At 38.2% G+C, this 18050-nt stretch carries 16 protein-coding genes and 1 riboswitch; of the genes, 3 read left to right on the top strand and 13 right to left on the bottom strand.

Features of this window, described 5'->3' with window-relative positions:
* The first annotated feature begins 306 nt into the window (after positions 1–306).
* Entirely contained in the window at positions 307–960 is a 654-nt protein-coding gene (gene nfsB, locus AC1Z3T_RS03440; RefSeq protein WP_483396463.1) for an oxygen-insensitive NAD(P)H nitroreductase, read from the top strand.
* Positions 961–1051: 91 nt separating this feature from the next.
* Here the strand turns inward: nfsB and AC1Z3T_RS03445 are convergent, their stop codons facing one another.
* The 10 genes from AC1Z3T_RS03445 to AC1Z3T_RS03490 all read right to left on the bottom strand — a co-directional run bounded on the left by AC1Z3T_RS03445 (position 1052) and on the right by AC1Z3T_RS03490 (position 12437).
* Positions 1052–2296, bottom strand: coding sequence for a D-amino acid dehydrogenase (locus tag AC1Z3T_RS03445; RefSeq protein WP_004830572.1), 1245 nt, complete (start codon positions 2294–2296; stop codon positions 1052–1054).
* A gap of 172 nt (positions 2297–2468) precedes the next feature.
* A riboswitch (glycine riboswitch) is annotated at positions 2469–2557 on the bottom strand.
* A 72-nt stretch (positions 2558–2629) separates the two neighbouring features.
* A complete protein-coding gene (locus tag AC1Z3T_RS03450; RefSeq protein ID WP_483396464.1) occupies positions 2630–3118 on the bottom strand; it encodes a hypothetical protein in 489 nt (162 codons plus the stop codon).
* A 387-nt stretch (positions 3119–3505) separates the two neighbouring features.
* Positions 3506–4162 (bottom strand): Imm19 family immunity protein, encoded by a 657-nt coding sequence (locus AC1Z3T_RS03455; protein ID WP_100885323.1) that lies wholly within the window; start codon positions 4160–4162, stop codon positions 3506–3508.
* A gap of 20 nt (positions 4163–4182) precedes the next feature.
* Positions 4183–5451: a D-amino acid dehydrogenase gene (locus AC1Z3T_RS03460; RefSeq protein WP_004830569.1), complete on the bottom strand. Its 1269-nt coding sequence runs from the start codon at positions 5449–5451 to the stop codon at positions 4183–4185.
* Positions 5452–6253: 802 nt separating this feature from the next.
* Positions 6254–7390, bottom strand: a complete 1137-nt coding sequence (gene rodA / locus AC1Z3T_RS03465) for a rod shape-determining protein RodA (protein ID WP_004830568.1) — start codon at positions 7388–7390, stop codon at positions 6254–6256.
* Between the two features lie 101 nt (positions 7391–7491).
* Complete coding sequence (gene ispD / locus AC1Z3T_RS03470; protein WP_100885324.1) at positions 7492–8217, bottom strand: 2-C-methyl-D-erythritol 4-phosphate cytidylyltransferase; 726 nt, start codon at positions 8215–8217, stop codon at positions 7492–7494.
* On the bottom strand, positions 8180–8566 hold the full coding sequence (gene ftsB / locus AC1Z3T_RS03475; protein ID WP_004830565.1) for a cell division protein FtsB: 387 nt from the start codon (positions 8564–8566) through the stop codon (positions 8180–8182). The genes ispD and ftsB overlap by 38 nt, the downstream gene beginning before the upstream one ends.
* Positions 8567–8576: 10 nt before the next feature.
* On the bottom strand, positions 8577–9866 hold the full coding sequence (eno, locus tag AC1Z3T_RS03480; protein ID WP_100885325.1) for a phosphopyruvate hydratase: 1290 nt from the start codon (positions 9864–9866) through the stop codon (positions 8577–8579).
* A 45-nt stretch (positions 9867–9911) separates the two neighbouring features.
* The gene (kdsA, locus tag AC1Z3T_RS03485; protein ID WP_004830563.1) at positions 9912–10769 is read right to left on the bottom strand and encodes a 3-deoxy-8-phosphooctulonate synthase; all 858 of its coding nucleotides are present in this window, start codon (positions 10767–10769) and stop codon (positions 9912–9914) included.
* Between the two features lie 27 nt (positions 10770–10796).
* A complete protein-coding gene (locus AC1Z3T_RS03490; RefSeq protein ID WP_004830562.1) occupies positions 10797–12437 on the bottom strand; it encodes a CTP synthase in 1641 nt (546 codons plus the stop codon).
* Positions 12438–12666: 229 nt separating this feature from the next.
* On the opposite strand from AC1Z3T_RS03490, the gene AC1Z3T_RS03495 reads away from it, so the two are divergent.
* Positions 12667–13131: a hypothetical protein gene (locus AC1Z3T_RS03495; protein ID WP_004830561.1), complete on the top strand. Its 465-nt coding sequence runs from the start codon at positions 12667–12669 to the stop codon at positions 13129–13131.
* Positions 13132–13640: 509 nt separating this feature from the next.
* Here AC1Z3T_RS03495 and AC1Z3T_RS03500 read toward each other — a convergent pair.
* The 3 genes from AC1Z3T_RS03500 to AC1Z3T_RS03510 all read right to left on the bottom strand — a co-directional run bounded on the left by AC1Z3T_RS03500 (position 13641) and on the right by AC1Z3T_RS03510 (position 17327).
* The gene (locus tag AC1Z3T_RS03500; protein ID WP_100885326.1) at positions 13641–14726 is read right to left on the bottom strand and encodes a YheT family hydrolase; all 1086 of its coding nucleotides are present in this window, start codon (positions 14724–14726) and stop codon (positions 13641–13643) included.
* A 77-nt stretch (positions 14727–14803) separates the two neighbouring features.
* The gene (locus tag AC1Z3T_RS03505) at positions 14804–15214 is read right to left on the bottom strand and encodes a nuclear transport factor 2 family protein (RefSeq protein WP_100886297.1); all 411 of its coding nucleotides are present in this window, start codon (positions 15212–15214) and stop codon (positions 14804–14806) included.
* 88 nt (positions 15215–15302) lie between these two features.
* A complete protein-coding gene (locus tag AC1Z3T_RS03510) occupies positions 15303–17327 on the bottom strand; it encodes an NADPH-dependent 2,4-dienoyl-CoA reductase (RefSeq protein ID WP_009584087.1) in 2025 nt (674 codons plus the stop codon).
* 165 nt (positions 17328–17492) lie between these two features.
* Between AC1Z3T_RS03510 and AC1Z3T_RS03515 the strand changes: the two genes are divergently transcribed.
* Positions 17493–18044, top strand: coding sequence for a PadR family transcriptional regulator (locus AC1Z3T_RS03515; RefSeq protein ID WP_005031837.1), 552 nt, complete (start codon positions 17493–17495; stop codon positions 18042–18044).
* Positions 18045–18050: the final 6 nt, after the last annotated feature.

Genomic DNA, 18050 nt, shown 5'->3' on the forward strand with positions numbered 1-18050 from the left:
TGATTTGTAAATGTAGATTTACAGTTATGACCTTCAAAAATTATATTTATGTAATAACAAAGGTTTAAAAATGAAGAAGTCGTAAATCCATTCAGAAAGCAACTCAAAACTTTATTTTCAAGAATTCTAATAAAAGCAATGATATGAATCAGGTTTTTAGCATCTAAAGATTGAAAATTATAGTTAAAATTTATACAAGCATTTTAATTCACTCATGATTTTCATGTTTATTTACGATTTTAACATTCACTTTGAGGCGTTTTAGCATAGAATATATCGAAAATTTACGATATATGAGATAATTTCATGGATCTACTGACGGTAGCAAAAACACGTTATACCACCAAGGCTTATGATGCGACAAAGAAAATTCCTCAAGAACAATTCGAGCGTTTAGTTGAAATCTTACGTTTAACACCTTCTTCAATTAATATTCAGCCATGGCATTTCTTTATTGCAGATCATGATGAGGCTAAACAACGCATTGCAAAAGCCCTTGTTGGTAAATATGCCTATAACGCACCCAAAGTATTAGATTCATCACATACAATTGTATTCTGCACCCAAGCAGATATCAGTGAACAGCATCTGGCAGATTTGTTACAACAAGATGATCTTAGTGGGCGCTTTAAAGATGAAAAAGCCAAGCAAGGACAAAAAGAAAGCCGTTCAGGTTATGTTTCTTATTATCGAAATGAAAAAGGAGACATTCAGCGCTGGGCTGAAAATCAAACCTTTATTGCACTTGGGCAAATGCTTTTAGCCGCAGGGATTGAAGGCATAGATGCTACCCCGATTGGTGGTTTTGATGAAGCAATTTTAACTGAAGAATTGGGTTTAACTGAAAAGAATTTAATTCCTTCTGTCATTATGACACTCGGTTATCGCAGTGATGTCGATTTCAACGCTAAATTGCCCAAATCTCGTTTAGCTCAAAAAGATGTGATTACTCGTCTTTAAAATAGAATACGTAGATTTGCAAAGAGTGGCTTATATCCGCTCTTTGCAATTAAGCATATCAATGCTTTCTTTAGTTTTATAAGGCTTATCTTTATAAAGGATGTGAGCTTGCAACTTCTTGACTGATCATTACAGCAGTTGCAGCAGATAATGTCCAACCTAAATGCCCATGCCCTGTGTTATAGAATACACGTTCACGTTTACCTCGTTTTACCACAGGCATCATATTTGGCATCATTGGACGTAACCCTGCCCAAGGCACGCAATGCTCTGTCGATATATCAAAATTTTTATTGACCCAATCTGTCAAAGGCTGAATACGATCAGAACGAATGTCACGGTTATAACCATTGAATTCCGCAGTACCTGCAATACGTAGGCGATTCGCACCTAAACGAGACGTTACAATTTTTGCACTTTCATCGAGCAAACTGACCCAAGGTGCACCATTGATACTTTTTTCATCATTAAGCTGTACAGTGATTGAATAACCTTTTACAGGATAAACATTCACACGATCACCAAGTTGATTGGCTAGTTGATAACTGCCGACTCCGCCACAAATCACAACTGCATCAGCACTCAATTGCTCAATAGCAACCGAATGACCTTCCATATTTTCAACACTTGGGTGGTATTGAATATTAACGCCATTTGCAGTGTGTTCAACATTCACGACTTCCATACCAAATAAATATTTTACCCCATATTTTTCAGTGGCTTTGGCGAGACCTGTCGTAAACTTATGAATATCACCTGTTGCATCACCTGGACAATAAAAACCACCGTAATATTCACCAGTTAAACTGGGTTCAATGGATTTAATTTCCTCATTGGTAACGGCATGACGCTCTAGACCACCTTTACATAACAATGCATTGACACTGGTTGCAACTTTATAATCATATTCAGAATGATAGAAATGCAAAATTCCACGTTTTTCTAAATCAAAATCAATCCCTTCTTGTTCAGCAATGCTAAACAATCTTTGACGTGCTAACAGCGCCATTCTGACCGTGTCTTGTGTATTAGTTTCATAGTGTTTGATATTACCGAGGAATTCTACTAACCAAGCATATTTATGTAAGTCAAAAGAAGGATTGAGCAACAATGGTGCATCTTTTTTTGCCATCCATTTAATGCCCTTGAGTACCGTAGACTTTTGATTCCATACTTCTGCATTACACGCAGAGAGTTGTCCACCATTGGCAAATGAGGTTTCCATAGCAGGAAATAAATGTTTATCAATAACAGTTACTTGATAACCTAATTGAGCAAGTTCGTAAGCTGAGGTTACACCTGTAATACCCGAACCAATTATGACCACATGACACATACACACACTCCTTTGAAATGTAATTCTTCTCATTACATTGTCAATGTATGCCCCATCTGTCATGTGTACCTGAGAGCTTCGATAAAAACCTAAACTATTTAGGTTTTACCTTCCCCTTCGGTGAGCCATTTCTTTTTTGTTTTCAATAGAATGACTTCTCTCCAGAGGTTTTACAATAATTACAGTCCTTTTGCCTGAGAGTTTCCGGGGTCGTTGCTCCTTCGGCGAGTCTACAAGAGACTTCTCTCCTGCAATCATCTTTCCTTTTATATAGCAATGTATATGCCATTTTGAATAAAATAGATACACTTTTGCGGTAATGAATCGTAAAAATTATTCTGCTTTACCAAACTCTGCTAAAAATTGCTGTTTATCCTCGTCCGTCAAGAATCTTAAAATATAAGCTTGAATACTGTTTTGTTCTAATTGTGCTGTTTGCTCAATTTTGGTTAATGCTACATCGAGTTCAGCCATATTTTCAGCGTATAAGTGCTCCAACCAAATAGCTTCATCAATATCTTGCTCAGTTAAAATCAACGCGACTCCACTTTCAGAAACCAATGCTTCACTGAGTTCTACACTCATATTGCATTGTATATAAGTCTCACCTGCCCAAGAATTGACCAACAATTGTATATGTGACGCATCCAGTTTTAATTCTACGTATAAATCAGTCGCGGAAAAATACATTATTCTTTCAAATTCTGACTCATAGGCATAAGCTGAGAAATTATCTAATAAATGTTGAATCTGACGATTCTGAGTATTCGCGATTACAGCTATACCATCTACAGCAAAACGTAAAACTTTTAACGCATTCATTTTCTACTCGATAGTCTTGACTAGATTTGTTGATTAAATTTGTGATTACATCTGATCTTATTCCACTTTACCCATTATCGGACTGTAAAGTCGATCAACTGTAGTCTGAAATTTAGGGGCAGTGGACATTTCATAAATGGCTTGCGTTGTAGGTTAAAATTGAGCAGGCAAGGCATGAAACGAAGAGAATAGCGAGACTATTTTTAAGTTTCATAACGTAACCTGGGATAATTTTAGCCACAACCCTTCGGGACTAGCGTGTTTTTTGGCGCTTCGTCGTTACGAACTACTCATTTAGAATGACTAAATTTCGTATTTCGCGTCTAGAATCACCTAAAAAACACACCTAGTCGCAAACATAGACGAATTGTCCACAGCCCCTAATCTTTAGATTGTATTTAACAGTTTATTTAACTTTTGGATATATTCCATATCATCAGGGTGCTGTTGCAAATTACGTACACTATGATTTTGGTGATTACACACTCCAACAGCCTCATCCAGATAAAAATCATTTTGAATGATCAAACCATTCACTATACAGCTGGCAATATATTCTTCATGACCTTGAAAAGATTTTATATTCGATAATCGCTTGGCAATCAGCTCTTTGACAACCTTTAACTGGTTCTGTTCAACAGCGAGCATCGGTAGCAATAATAAGAAATCTAAATCCGTCGATTGTAAGCGTTGAAACTCTTTCAAACTCAAAAACCATGCTTCAAAATGCCCACCAATATTGCCGATATACAGATCATTGAGAAAATAACGAATTTCCTCTGATGTAAATTGAATATCAACGTAGAGTTTAGAATGAATTGCTAAATGATAATGCCGCATTGCCCGATCAGTATGTTCAGGTAAAAAAGATCTGTACCATGTTTCAATCTCTTTGCTATAAAGGTCTAAGCCTGTCTTCTCCTCAATCGCTTCATCCAAATTTAATTCTTTTTCTTCATCAAAACCACGTAATAATGCAATAAACCAATGCCAAAAGTGTTGATTGCTGAATGTGATTTCGTGTTCCAAAATATGTTGACTCATTTGTTCTTTCTTAAATGTAATTAATTATTTACTGCATCATATCGAAACACGTTCAAATCATCGTATTCAATTTGTGGTGTTGTTCCTGAAATAATATCGGAGAGTAGTTTTGCTGAACCGCAAGACATGGTCCAACCCAATGTGCCATGTCCAGTATTGGTATATAGGTTTTGATACTTGGTTTTACCAACAATCGGCGTACCATCAGGTGTTGCAGGTCTTAAACCCGTCCAAAAATGTGCATCCGTAATATCACTGGCATTTGGAAATAATTGCTGGAGTACCATCAGCAAGGTATCTTCACGACTTGATTTTAAAGAGCGATCAAAACCATTAATTTCAGCCATTCCTCCAACTCGAATACGGTCATCAAAACGTGTTAAAGCTATTTTATAAGACTCATCTAAGATCGTGGAGATTGGTGATAATGCTGGATCAATAATCTTTGTGGTGATCGAATAACCTTTTAAAGGATATACGGGCGCATCAATATTGAGTTGTTTTAACATCTCATGACTATAACTGCCCAATGCCATCACATAAACATCACCTTTCAATGTACTGCCATCTTTGAGTTTAATGGCTGTAATTCGATCTGAATCTTTTTCAATTGTTTCAATCACTGTATTAAAAAGAAAATTTACACCTTGCTGCGCAGCGAGTTCTGCTAATTCAGTGGTAAATTTTTGGCAATCCCCTGTTTGATCATTAGGCAAGCGCAAACCACCAACAAAATCAACAGTCGCATGCGCCAATGCAGGTTCTGCTTTTATCACACCAGCTTTATCTAATAATTCAAATGGCACACCTTCATGCTTTAATACTTCTGTGTCTTTGCCTGCCACATCTAATTGCTGCTGCTTACGAAACAGTTGCAATGTCCCAAGCTGACGTTCATCGAAATGAATTTGGGTTTCTGCACGCAGTTCATCTAAGCAATCACGGCTATATTCTGAAATTCTCACCATTCGCTCTTTGTTGATTTGATAGCGATTGATATTACATTCAGCTAACATTTGTACCATCCACTGATACTGATACATATCTCCAGTTAGTTTAATGGCGAGCGGCGAATGGGGTTGAAACATCCATTTAAATGCTTTTAAAGGAATCCCTGGAGCAGCCCAAGGAGAGGCATAACCTGGAGAAATTTGACCTGCATTCGCAAAACTTGTTTCAAGTGCTACATTCGGTTGACGGTCAATTACAGTGACCTCATGACCCGCTTGTTTGAGATAATATGCCGATGTTGTACCAATAACACCTGCGCCCATGATGATGATATGCATACTGAACCGACCTTATACGAATTTATCGTCTTATAATAAAAAGTTATCTATTCTAATCTGAATTTTTGCCACTCTTTTAATGTAGCACTTAGAAATAATTTGGCAACACAGATTTCGTATGGAACTGTCACTATGGTTTATACTTTTGAATTATTTAGTTTTATATCTTCTAATAGCAAATTTTTTCTTAGAACACATATTAAGGTGTCTCGCTTTTGCAAACAGTGTTGTGATAAAAGTCTTGCTCAGCTCAGAAAGCACGCATATTCACTAATAATGATTATAGAATATATTTTATCCCTTTACGCTTCTTATACATTCCTGAATTAAATCGCATACATATAGCGCTAATCTGCTGAAAAACTCACTTTGAATGAATCATTTGTATAAATATTCAGCCAGTCTAATGATAAAGTAACGTGAGTTCGATGAAACCGCATCTTCAACTCATTGAAAAACAATAAGTCTCGACGGAGTCTTGCTGAGTTCTCACCCAATTTCAGGAACAGCCTGCGGCTCGCCATACTTTTCTTTCGGGAAAAGTACGCAAAACCATTGTCACCCGCAAAACTCGTCAACCACCAGCAACATATTTAATCAGTCGCAGAAACAATACTTTATAGAAGCAGTCCTGCCTCAAACAGTTGCGGATGACGTTTCCGAGTATCATATTTCATCAAGAATTTTTATCGAACTCAGGTTAAAGTAGATAATTATGACTGATCATATCGCTTAAATTAAAAAAGCTCGCTTCATCTATAAAGATTCAGCGAGCTTTGTCATTATCAGCTTAAGGATAAAATCATCGATGGGTATGAATGGACATCACAATCCCAAAACTTGCCAACAAAGCAATCACGGCTGAACCGCCATAACTCATCAAAGGTAAAGGATCGCCTGTTACAGGCAAAATTCCACTCACCATACCAGAGTTTACAAAAACATAGAAGAATAAGGATAAGCCAATTGTTCCAGCTAAAAGACGTCCATAATTATGAAAGCTATTTAAGCTAATGATCATGCATCTAAAAATCATCGCGGTATACAAGGCAAATAAGAAAAATACTCCAATAAAGCCAAATTCTTCTGCATATGTCGACATGATAAAATCGGTATGGTGTTCTGGTAAGTAGCCTAATTGAGACTGTGTCCCTTCCAAGAATCCTCGCCCTGTCATGCCCCCCGAACCAATTGCAATTTTAGACTGAATAATATTCCAACCAGCTCCCAGTGCATCGGACTCAGGATCAAACAAAGTCATAATTCGTTTCTTTTGATATGCTTGCAAGACAAATGTCCAAATTAATGGAAAAGCCATTGCTAATGCAGCCAGTGTACCAATAATTAAAGTCCATGACATGCCACTGAGAAATAAGGCGAAAACCCCACCAATCACAATACCAATCGCCAAGTCTGGCTGCAGAAGTGCCAATACAAATGGCACTACCATAATCATCAAAGCCACCACAATATGTCTAAACTTGGGAGGTAAAGGATTTCGTGCAAAATACCATGCCATCATTAAAGGCATTGCAAACTTCATAAACTCACTGGGTTGCATACTGCCAATACCAGGTATGGTTAACCAACGTTTTGCACCTAAGCGTACGTCACCAATCAGCAAGACCAAAATCAGTAATAGAATGGCAAATAGATAGAACCATGGGCTAATCGCTTGATAAACTTTGGGTGGAATCTGTGCACAGACAAACAATAAAACAAAACCCACACCAAAGCTGACAGCTTGACGAATCACCATAGTCATGTCTTCCGAAGAAGCACTGTAAACCATCAACAAACCAAGAACAGCATTGATGATTAATAAGCCCAATAACCATGGGTCAAGATGCAATTTATCCCATCTCGACATCTTCTGATTAATACTTAAACCATCTCGAACGGACTGACGTAAAAACTTATACTGGGGCGATGGTGTCATGAATGCAAATCTTAAACCTAGCTTAATCTAGCCAAATTATAGAGATAAATATTCAAGGAGAACATCTATCCTTTGAGAATTATTTTTAATTTCTCAGTTTTTTAATGCATCATTTGTGATTGTAAAATTAACTTCGCCAACTCTAAATCGTCAGGATAAGTGATTTTAATATTATCTGAACGCCCCATCACGACTTGGACATTGTGATTACTATGTTCTAAAGCACTCGCTTCATCTGTAATCATGACTCCATCGTTAAGCGCTGTTTCAATGGCTGTTTTTAAAATTGAAAATGTTGAAATTTGAGGCGTTTGTGCTTGCCACAATTGATCACGATTCACTGTTTTAACAATACTATGTTGCTGATCAACACGCTTTAAGGTATCTCTCACAGGGATTGCAAGAATTGCATTGCTATTTAAGTTGATTGCTGTATTAAGTAGATCGACAAGACACTCACGCGTTACACATGGACGTGCAGCATCATGTACAAAGACAAAATCATCAGGTTGGGCAAATCGTTCGAGATAGCTTAATGCATTTAGCACGGAGTCAACACGTTCATTGCCACCTAAACAAAAATGACTTAAATGTTTATTTTTTAAAGCCAATGTCTGGGCATAATGATCTTGCTCACCAATTGCAAGTACATAACCCGCAAGTGGCAATTCATTTAAACGGTCGATGGTATGCGCTAAGACTGTTTTATTTTGAATAATTTGATATTGCTTAAGTTCTGTTTTTGAAAAACGACGACCTGAGCCAGCAGCCGGGACAATTGCCCAAATTTTACGGTTGGTCTGGTACAGGTTCGTTATCGTCTTCATTGGTTCTTAAGTCTACATTTGGATCTGTATAAATCTGCTTATAATGGGTACTAATCGTACTCATTTGTACAAATGTTTCATGTGGCTTCACTAGACCGAGATCTAAACGTGCATGTTCTTCTATGGCCTCAGAACCATTTTTCAAATCATACACTTCAGCAGCGAGGATACGGTTACGTTCTTTTAGATCAGCATTGACTTCAGCTTGCTGTTCAATTTGCTGTACTAAAGCTTGGTGAGGAAAATGACCTCCCTCACCAAACCAGAAGCGATATTGCAATACTGCAACGATTAAAATCGCCAGTATTGCAATCACTTTACTTGAAGTAGTTTTAAAGACTTCTAACATTTCAAAGAGATTAATTCAGACCTTTGAATTCAGCTTTACCGCGATAAGCTGCATGAGTCAACTCTTCAATACGAAGTAATTGGTTATATTTTGCAACACGGTCAGAACGGCAAAGTGAACCTGTCTTGATTTGACCAGCAGCAGTACCTACAGCCAAGTCAGCAATTGTAGAGTCTTCAGTTTCACCAGAACGATGTGAAATAACTGTGCTATAACCATTCGCTTTAGCAAGATAGATCGCATCTAAAGTTTCTGACAATGTACCAATTTGGTTATATTTGATTAAGATCGAGTTACCAACTTTCTCATCAATACCGCGTTGTAAAATCTTAGGATTGGTTACAAACAAATCGTCACCAACCAATTGGATTTTATCACCGAGAATAGAAGTCAAATAGCTCCAACCTTCCCAATCAGACTCATCCAAACCATCTTCGATTGAGATAATTGGATATTGTTTTACAAGACCAGCTAAGTAGTCTGCAAACTGGTTGCTTGTAAATGCTTTGTTGCCTTCGCCAGCGAGAATGTATTGACCATTCTTGTAGAATTCAGAAGATGCGCAGTCAAGCGCTAACATGATGTCAGAACCCGCTTTATAACCTGTGGTTTCAATAGCAGAAAGGATAACTGTAATCGCTTCTTCGTTTGAACGTAAGTTTGGTGCAAAACCACCTTCGTCACCCACCGCAGTGTTTAAACCTTGCTTTTTCAATACAGATTTCAAAGCATGGAAAATTTCCGCACCAGCACGCAAAGATTCAGCAAATGAAGTGAAGCCTACAGGCTCAATCATGAACTCTTGGATATCAACAGTGTTATCTGCATGAGCACCACCGTTCAAGATATTCATCATTGGAACTGGCATAGTCAAAGTTGTTTGACCACGTAAGTCTGCGATGTATTGGAACAATTCTGTTTTTTTCTCAGTTGCAGCAGCACGTGCAGCAGCCAAAGATACAGCCAAAGTTGCATTTGCACCTAATTTTTCTTTATTTTCAGTGCCATCAAGCGCAATCATTTTGTCATCAAGCGCTTTTTGTTCAAATACGTTTTGACCTTTTAATAAGTCTTTGATTTGAGCATTTACGTTTTGAACTGCAGTGCGAACACCTTTACCTAAGTAACGTGATTTGTCACCGTCACGAAGTTCTAAAGCTTCACGAGAACCAGTTGAAGCACCAGATGGTGCACATGCACGGCCAACAACGCCAGAGTCTAGGATTACGTCTGCTTCGATGGTTGGGTTACCACGAGAGTCCAAAATTTCACGTGCACGAATGTCAACGATTTGGCTCATGAATAATTCCTCAGTTGATTAAAAATAAGATGCTGTTTAAGGGCATCAATGAGTATCTAACTTTTTGAAACCTTTAACTAAGGTATCCAATTCTTTTAATTGTGCTAAGAATGGCTCAAGTTGAGACATACGCAATGCACAAGGTCCATCACATTTTGCTTTTTCAGGATCTGGATGTGCTTCTAAGAACAACCCAGCCAAACCTGTTGCCATACCCGCTCGCGCCAATGTAGTGATTTGCGCACGGCGTCCACCCGCTGAATCTGCACGACCACCTGGTGTTTGTAAGGCATGGGTGACATCAAAAAATACAGGAACATTCATTTCTTTCATGGTATCAAAACCAAGCATATCAACAACCAAGTTATTGTAGCCAAATGATGTACCACGCTCACACAGAATGAGTTTGTCATTACCAGCTTCTAAACACTTGTTGAGAATATGGCTCATTTCACGCGGAGAAAGGAATTGTGCTTTTTTGATGTTGATAATGGCTTGTGTTTTCGCCATTGCTTCAACTAAATCTGTCTGACGACTTAAAAATGCAGGAAGCTGAATGATATCTGCCACTTCAGCGACAGGTGCAGCTTGGTAAGGTTCGTGAACATCTGTAATAATCGGCACATTAAAATGTTTTTTAATGTCGGCTAACCATTCAATTCCCTTTTCCAAACCTGGACCACGGAATGAATGTAAGCTTGAGCGATTGGCTTTATCAAAACTGGCTTTAAATACATAAGGAATATTTAAGCGCGTACAAATATCGACATAAGTCTCTGCAATTTCAAAAGCCAAGTCTTTCGACTCAAGTACGTTCATTCCGCCGAATAGTACAAATGGCAAGTGATTTGCCATTTGTATATCGCCTAAACGTACAATTTCTTGTGGTTTTAATTGTGACATTTAAACTTCCTAGTTTGTTTTACACACTTACTTACTGTTTTGGTGCTGCTTTTTTGCGGCATCGATAAAACTAGCAAATAATGGATGCCCATCACGTGGTGAACTTGTAAATTCTGGATGGAATTGTACAGCAATAAACCAAGGATGGTCAGGAATTTCTACTGTTTCAACAAGATGTTGCGCAGTTGAATAGCCTGAAATTTTCATGCCTGCTTGTTCAATTGCAGGAATGAAACGATCGTTCATTTCATAGCGATGGCGATGGCGTTCAGTAATTTCTGCTTTCGCATACACTTCACGTGTTTTAGTGCCTTCAACCAACTCGGATGTTTGTGCACCTAAACGCATTGTTCCACCCAGATTTGACTCAGTGCTACGATGCTGAATTTCACCACGTTCGTCTAACCATTCAGTGATTAAACCAATCAATGGGAATTTTGTTGAACGATTAAATTCTGTAGACGTTGCTTCTGGCATACCTGCAACATGACGAGCAAACTCAATCACAGCCAATTGCATACCCAAGCAAATACCCAAAAATGGTACTTTGTTTTCACGTGCATATTGAATAGCTTGCATTTTGCCTTCAGTACCACGCTCACCAAAGCCACCAGGTACCAAGATCGCATCGACATCTTTTAAGATTTCAGCAGGATTTTGGCTTTCCAATTCTTCTGCATTGATATAATCAATTTGAACTTTAACGCGATTTTGAATACCAGCATGTAAAAGTGCTTCATTGACAGATTTATAAGCATCTGGCAATTCAACGTATTTACCGACCATTGCAACACGAATGGTGTATTCAGGATTAAGTAAAGCTTCTACAACGTGATCCCAGTCTGCAAGATCTGCTTCTGGCAAGTTGATATAACCAAAACGTTCACAGATTAAATCATCAACATTTTGTTCATAGAATGTACGTGGAATTTGATAAATCGAACGTGCATCTTTACAGACCACAACCGCACGCGCTTCAACGTTGGTAAAGAGTGCAATTTTACGTGTGGTATCGGCATCAACATCATGCTCAGTACGACAAATCAAAATGTCAGGCTGAATACCAATCGACAATAACTCTTTCACTGAATGTTGAGTTGGCTTAGTTTTAAGTTCAGCAGCAGACTTGATATAAGGTAATAAAGTCAAATGCATTAACATGGTACGTTTATGACCAAGCTCAACCATCAACTGACGTACAGATTCCATGAATGGGAGGGATTCAATGTCACCGACTGTACCACCGATTTCAACGATAGCAACGTCATAACCTTCGCCTGCACGAAGTACACGCTCTTTAATATTATCCGTAATATGTGGAATAACTTGGACTGTACCACCGAGATAATCACCACGACGTTCTTTATTCAAAACATCTTGATATACACGACCAGACGTAAAGTTATTCAATTTGGTCATTTTGGCACGACGTAAGAAACGTTCGTAATAACCCAAATCTAAATCAGTTTCAGCACCATCTTCTGTGACAAATACTTCACCGTGCTGGAATGGGCTCATCGTCCCAGGATCGACATTAATGTATGGATCCATTTTGACCATGGTTACTTTTAAACCACGGGCTTCTAAAAGTGCAGCAACTGAAGCAGCTGAAATACCTTTACCTAGTGATGATACAACACCACCAGTGACGAATATAAAATGGGTCATCAAGTTTCTCGTACAATGGAGCCTAAATTGGCCTACAATGTTGTGCGATTTTACTTTACCTTGTACCAAGAAAGCAAAGTCAATTCACATCAATTCATAGAACAATAAACAATTGGCTATTCTATCAGCATTTCCAATAAAAATTTAGCACTTGATAAGGTGATTTTTAAATATCATTTTGCTGTTATACTAGTTAACATCTCTTTAATCTGTTTTGTTTTGAGTAATTATGAATAAGAAATTTTTAATTTGTGGCGCAATTGCGACAGCACTACTTGTATCTGCTTGTGTAAAAAAAGAAGAGCCGAAAGAGACTGAGCAAGAGAAAGTTGAAACTGCTCAAACAGCGGCATCTGAACCAGCTCAATTTGAAAGCTTGCCGAGTGCTGAACAAAATACTCAACAAGTCGAAATTCCTGCGCATGTAGAAGTTGAACGTACTGAAACAGCGAATACAACAACAGAAATTCGTCGTGAACCAACGCATGAAGCGCTTGCAACAACACAGGCTGCTGAAAATAAACCTGCTGCAACAGAAGCTAAACCTGCAAAAGCAGAGTCAGTGAAGACTGAAACAGCTCAAACTGCACCAAAGACCCAGACTGCGCCTAAAGCAAACTCTGGCACTGCTCAATCTGAAGATGACGCAGTTGCTGCTGCAATCGCTGCAGCTACACCTGCATTGAAAAACTAAAAGCTTATTTTTCAACAAAGAACTAGTTTTGTAAGCAAAAAACCAGTCATTCATGACTGGTTTTTTTGCTACTTATAATCTTCATAACAAATATAATACTAAGATATAGTAAAACCGCCTAATTATTCACCCAAGTAATATTTATATGCCACTGATATTAAATAAAATTTATTCTTTTTATAAGATTTTAATGATTCATTTTTTTTGCCCTTTTGAATCTTAGGTGGTCGTGCTATCGTGAGGCGACATGAATGTCGCCATGTTGAGCGGGGGTATATGAGCAAAAACAAAGCACTGCTTTGTTTGTAGCGCAAGAACCCTATTAGACGAAAGATTTTTGTCACTTTTCATCTCTGAAAAGTGAGGCATCGCATGCGCAAAAAAAATTTAAACTTTAGATGTAAAACGTGGCAGTGCAAGCTTTAGATCATCAAACAATATATTGATCACATTCATTTTAGTGATTAAGAGAAACGATATTTTACAGTATGGTTTTTTCAACAGATTGACTATACTGAATACTGTTTTAGAAAGTCCGCCATTAAACGTGAAGCCCAAGATTTGGTATGTAAGCCCTCATAAAAACCACAATGACTGCCCTTTTTGGTTGTTACCACAACAACATTATCCATATTCTGAATGGTTTCTTTATAAGGTTCCAAGTTTTTAATTGAGCACACTGGGTCATCTTCTGCATTCAGAATCATCAGTGGAATTTTAACATTTTCAAAAACATAAATAGGATTGGTGGCTTTTGAATAACTTTCATAATCTGAAAAACCAGCCATTTCAAAATATTCAGTTTGAAACTCTTGTAATGTTTTGGTTCTCAATACATTTTGTACTGAATGCACTGGTGTCCACGTTTGTGTATAAGGCGTGATAAATGCTTTAAACAATTTTTTGGTCATCACCTTGGTATAAAAAGGATGTACATTTTCAAAACCAATTTCAGTATCATAGCCCGGGCACATCGCAAATGCTGCTTTAAATGGTGTGTCTAGACCCTGCTCACCCAAATAGCGTACCAATAATCCAGTACCTGCGGATGATCCCACCGCAAACAATTCAGTCTGTGGAAATAAATCCTGTATATAGCTCAATTGCTCTTTTAGATCGGATGTTGAACCAAAAATTGACATCAACGGAACAGGCATAGGTAGACCTGCATGCCCACGACGTAAACATAGTGCAATACGCCAACCCGTATATTCATGTAAATCTTTGACCAACTCACGCATACTTTCTGGCGTTCCAGTAATGGTATGCATGATCACAATGGTCGGTGTATCTTTGGGTAAATCATAACCATACCATGCAATAGCAGTAACGCCACCATCTTGCATAGTGATTCGATCAATCCGATCATATTGCAACTTAACTGTCTTTTTTTTAATTAAATCAAAATATAAAAGGTGTGCGTGTGTATTGGTCAACCACGGTGTAGGACGATATTTATCTTGTAATTGAGGTAATTTATCTAAGATCTCAGACATTGCACCTTGCTGATTAAAATACAACTTTGGCAATTCAGCGCCAGTCACTTGATCTAATAAACTTTGGGTAATCTCGGTAAACTTATGGAGTACAGACATTTTCCACCTCAACTTTTTATTTATGATAATCATACTTTAAATATGGGAGTTAACGCTCCCACTATTTATTTATACCATTATGCTTTGGGTATAAAGGCAGCCATTCGTTGCCCCATTTGGGCAGCCAAAGCTTCCAATCCACTTTTCGGGCGAATCATCACTTCAAAATCTACAATTTTTCCAGCCTCATTAAAACGAATCATATCAATCCCTTTTAACTTTTTCTCAGCAACATTGGCTGAAAACTCTAACACTACACTCTGCTCATCGTCTGTATAAAACTCTCGATGATAGGTAAAATTTTCAAAAATTTGGATCACATTGCTTAAAATAAAAAAAACAACTTGCTTCCCTTCATATGGGTGATAAGCCACTGGCGAGCGAAAAACCACATCATCCGCAAGCAGTTCATTTAAAATACTCATATCACGGTTTTCTAGCATCTGATGCCATTTTTGTATTGCAGATTTGCTTTGTGTGAAACTCATTTCTTTCATCCTGAATAGAATCCTCCCTAATAAAAGTCTTAAAGACAATTCAACAAAGAGAGGATTTTGATTAAGTTTTTAAATTGGATTAAATCACTGCTGCTAATTCTGCGCCTTGACGAATCGCACGTTTAGCATCCAATTCTCCCGCTTCCTTCGCGCCACCAATTAAATGAACTGATTTTCCTTCCGCTTGAAGTTGATCAAACATCGCAGTAAATGGCTCTTGTCCAGCACAAATCACCACATGATCAACATCTAAAATCATGACCTTGTCACCAACGGTAATATGCAAGCCTTGATCATCAATCTTGTCATAAGTTGCACCTGGGATCATATTGACATGACGATGTTTAAGACCTGTACGATGAATCCATCCAGTTGTCTTACCTAAACCGGCACCCACAGAATTGGTTTTACGTTGCAGTAAATAGATTTCACGAGGTGATTGCTCAACTTCTGGCTGCTTTAAGCCACCCACATGCGCATAAGATGTGTCAATCCCCCATTCATCATAGAATTTCTGAGGATTTAAACTGCCACTCTCACCTTCATGTGAAAGGTACTCAGCGGTATCAAAGCCAATACCGCCTGCGCCGATGATTGCGACTTTTTTGCCAACAGGCTTACGATCACGTAAAACCTCGATATAGGACAATACTTTGGGATGATCAATGCCTTCAATATTTAGATGGCGTGGTGTCACACCTGTAGCCACAACAATTTCATCAAACTTTGCAGCATTCAATTCTTCATATGTCGCAGTATGGTTGAGTACCAGTTTAATGTTGGGTTGTAATTCAATTTTACGTTTGAAATAACGTAAGGTTTCATAGAACTCTTCTTTACCTGGAATGGTTTTGGCAATGTTGAACTGACCGCCAATCTGATTAGATGCTTCAAAAACGGTAACTTTATGCCCACGATCTGCGGCATACGTTGCAAAGCTTAAACCAGCAGGTCCTGCACCAATCACGGCGATATTTTTAATAACATCGGATTGTTTAAAAATCAGTTCAGTTTCATAGCAAGCACGTGGATTGACTAAACATGTAGCAATTTTCATGGAGAAAATATGATCTAGGCACGCCTGATTACAACCAATACAAGTATTAATTTCATCTGCACGACCTTGTTCAGCCTTTTGCACAAAATGAGAATCTGCAAGCATCGGACGCGCCATAGAAATCATATCAGCATCGCCTTGAGCCAAGACATGCTCTGCCATTTCTGGGGTATTGATACGGTTCGATGTGATTAAAGGTACTTTAACAGAACCTTTTAATTTTTTAGTCACCCAAGTAAACGCTGCACGAGGTACTTTGGTCGCAATCGTCGGGATTCGTGCTTCATGCCAACCGATTCCAGTATTGATAATCGTTGCACCAGCTTTTTCAATTTCTTTCGCCAAGTGAATGACTTCTTCGAGCGTAGAACCACCTTCAACCAAGTCCAACATAGACAAGCGATAAATAATAATAAAGTTTTCACCTACCTCTTGGCGTGTTCTTCTTACAATTTCAATTGGAAAACGGATACGGTTTTCATAACTGCCACCCCACTCATCATCACGGTGATTAGTTCTTGCAGCAATAAACTCGTTGATCAGATAACCTTCTGATCCCATAATTTCTACACCGTCATAGCCTGCAATTTGTGACAATCGGGCACAATTGGCAAAGTCTGCAATCGTTTGATGAACTTCTGCTGACGTTAGTGCATGTGGCTTGGTTGGATTAATTGGGGCTTGAATCGCTGAAGGTGCAACGTTTTCAGGCTGATAAGAGTAACGTCCAGTATGTAAAATTTGTAGTGCAATTTTACCTCCAGCATCATGAACTGCTTGAGTAATGACTTTATGTTTTTCTGCTTCTTCTAAATGATCTAATTTTGAACCACCAAAAAATGTTACACCATGATCATTGGGTGAAATACCACCTGTAACAATCAGTCCTACACCACCTGCAGCACGTTCTGCATAAAATGCAGCCATACGCTCATATCCACCTTGAACTTCTTCCAGTCCAACGTGCATAGAACCCATCAACACTCTATTCTTTAATGTAGTAAAGCCTAAATCTAAAGGCGCAAGTAGATGCGGATAATTAGACATGTAAACTCCTTGGCGTGCATTCGCTAGCTATCAATCTGATGAAAAAGTCTAATATTTTTTAATGCAACAAGTTGCATAGTTTGGGTATTTATAATCGAGATTTGATTTTTATGCAACATGTTGCATAATGACTTTATATTCATTTTATTGACCTAATATTACACAATGTCATTAGCCCATGTTTTATTGACCAGTCTGATCGAAAAACCAAGCACAGGTTTTGAGTTGGCTCGACGCTTTGACCGATCCATGGGATTCTTTTGGAATGCGACCCATCAGCAAATATACCGTGAACTCAACGGCATGCAAAAAAAAGGCTGGATTTCGACTTTAGAAGATCAGGCGGATCAAGGTCGTAAAAAAACCTATCAGGTTGAACAACTTGGGCGTGTCGAGTTGGCTGACTGGATGGTTAAGCAAGGACAGCCTGCTCAACTTCGTGAAGAGCTTATGGTACGCTTACGTGCTGAAGCACAATTTGGTGGAAATACTGTTTTACCTGAATTAGAACGTCATTTAAAATTGCATCAAGAAAATTTAAAACTCTATCTTCAAATTTTTTCCAAAGATTTTGAACACACAGAGACACTTGATCGTACTTTATATATCCATAAAATGATTTTACAATTGGGAATAGACTTGGAAACTGGCTGGATCAACTGGCTCAATGAAGTGATTCCACGACTAAAAGCATTTGAGAATAAAGACAATCCGTAGGAATAT

The organism is Acinetobacter sp. B-6, assembly GCF_056930735.1.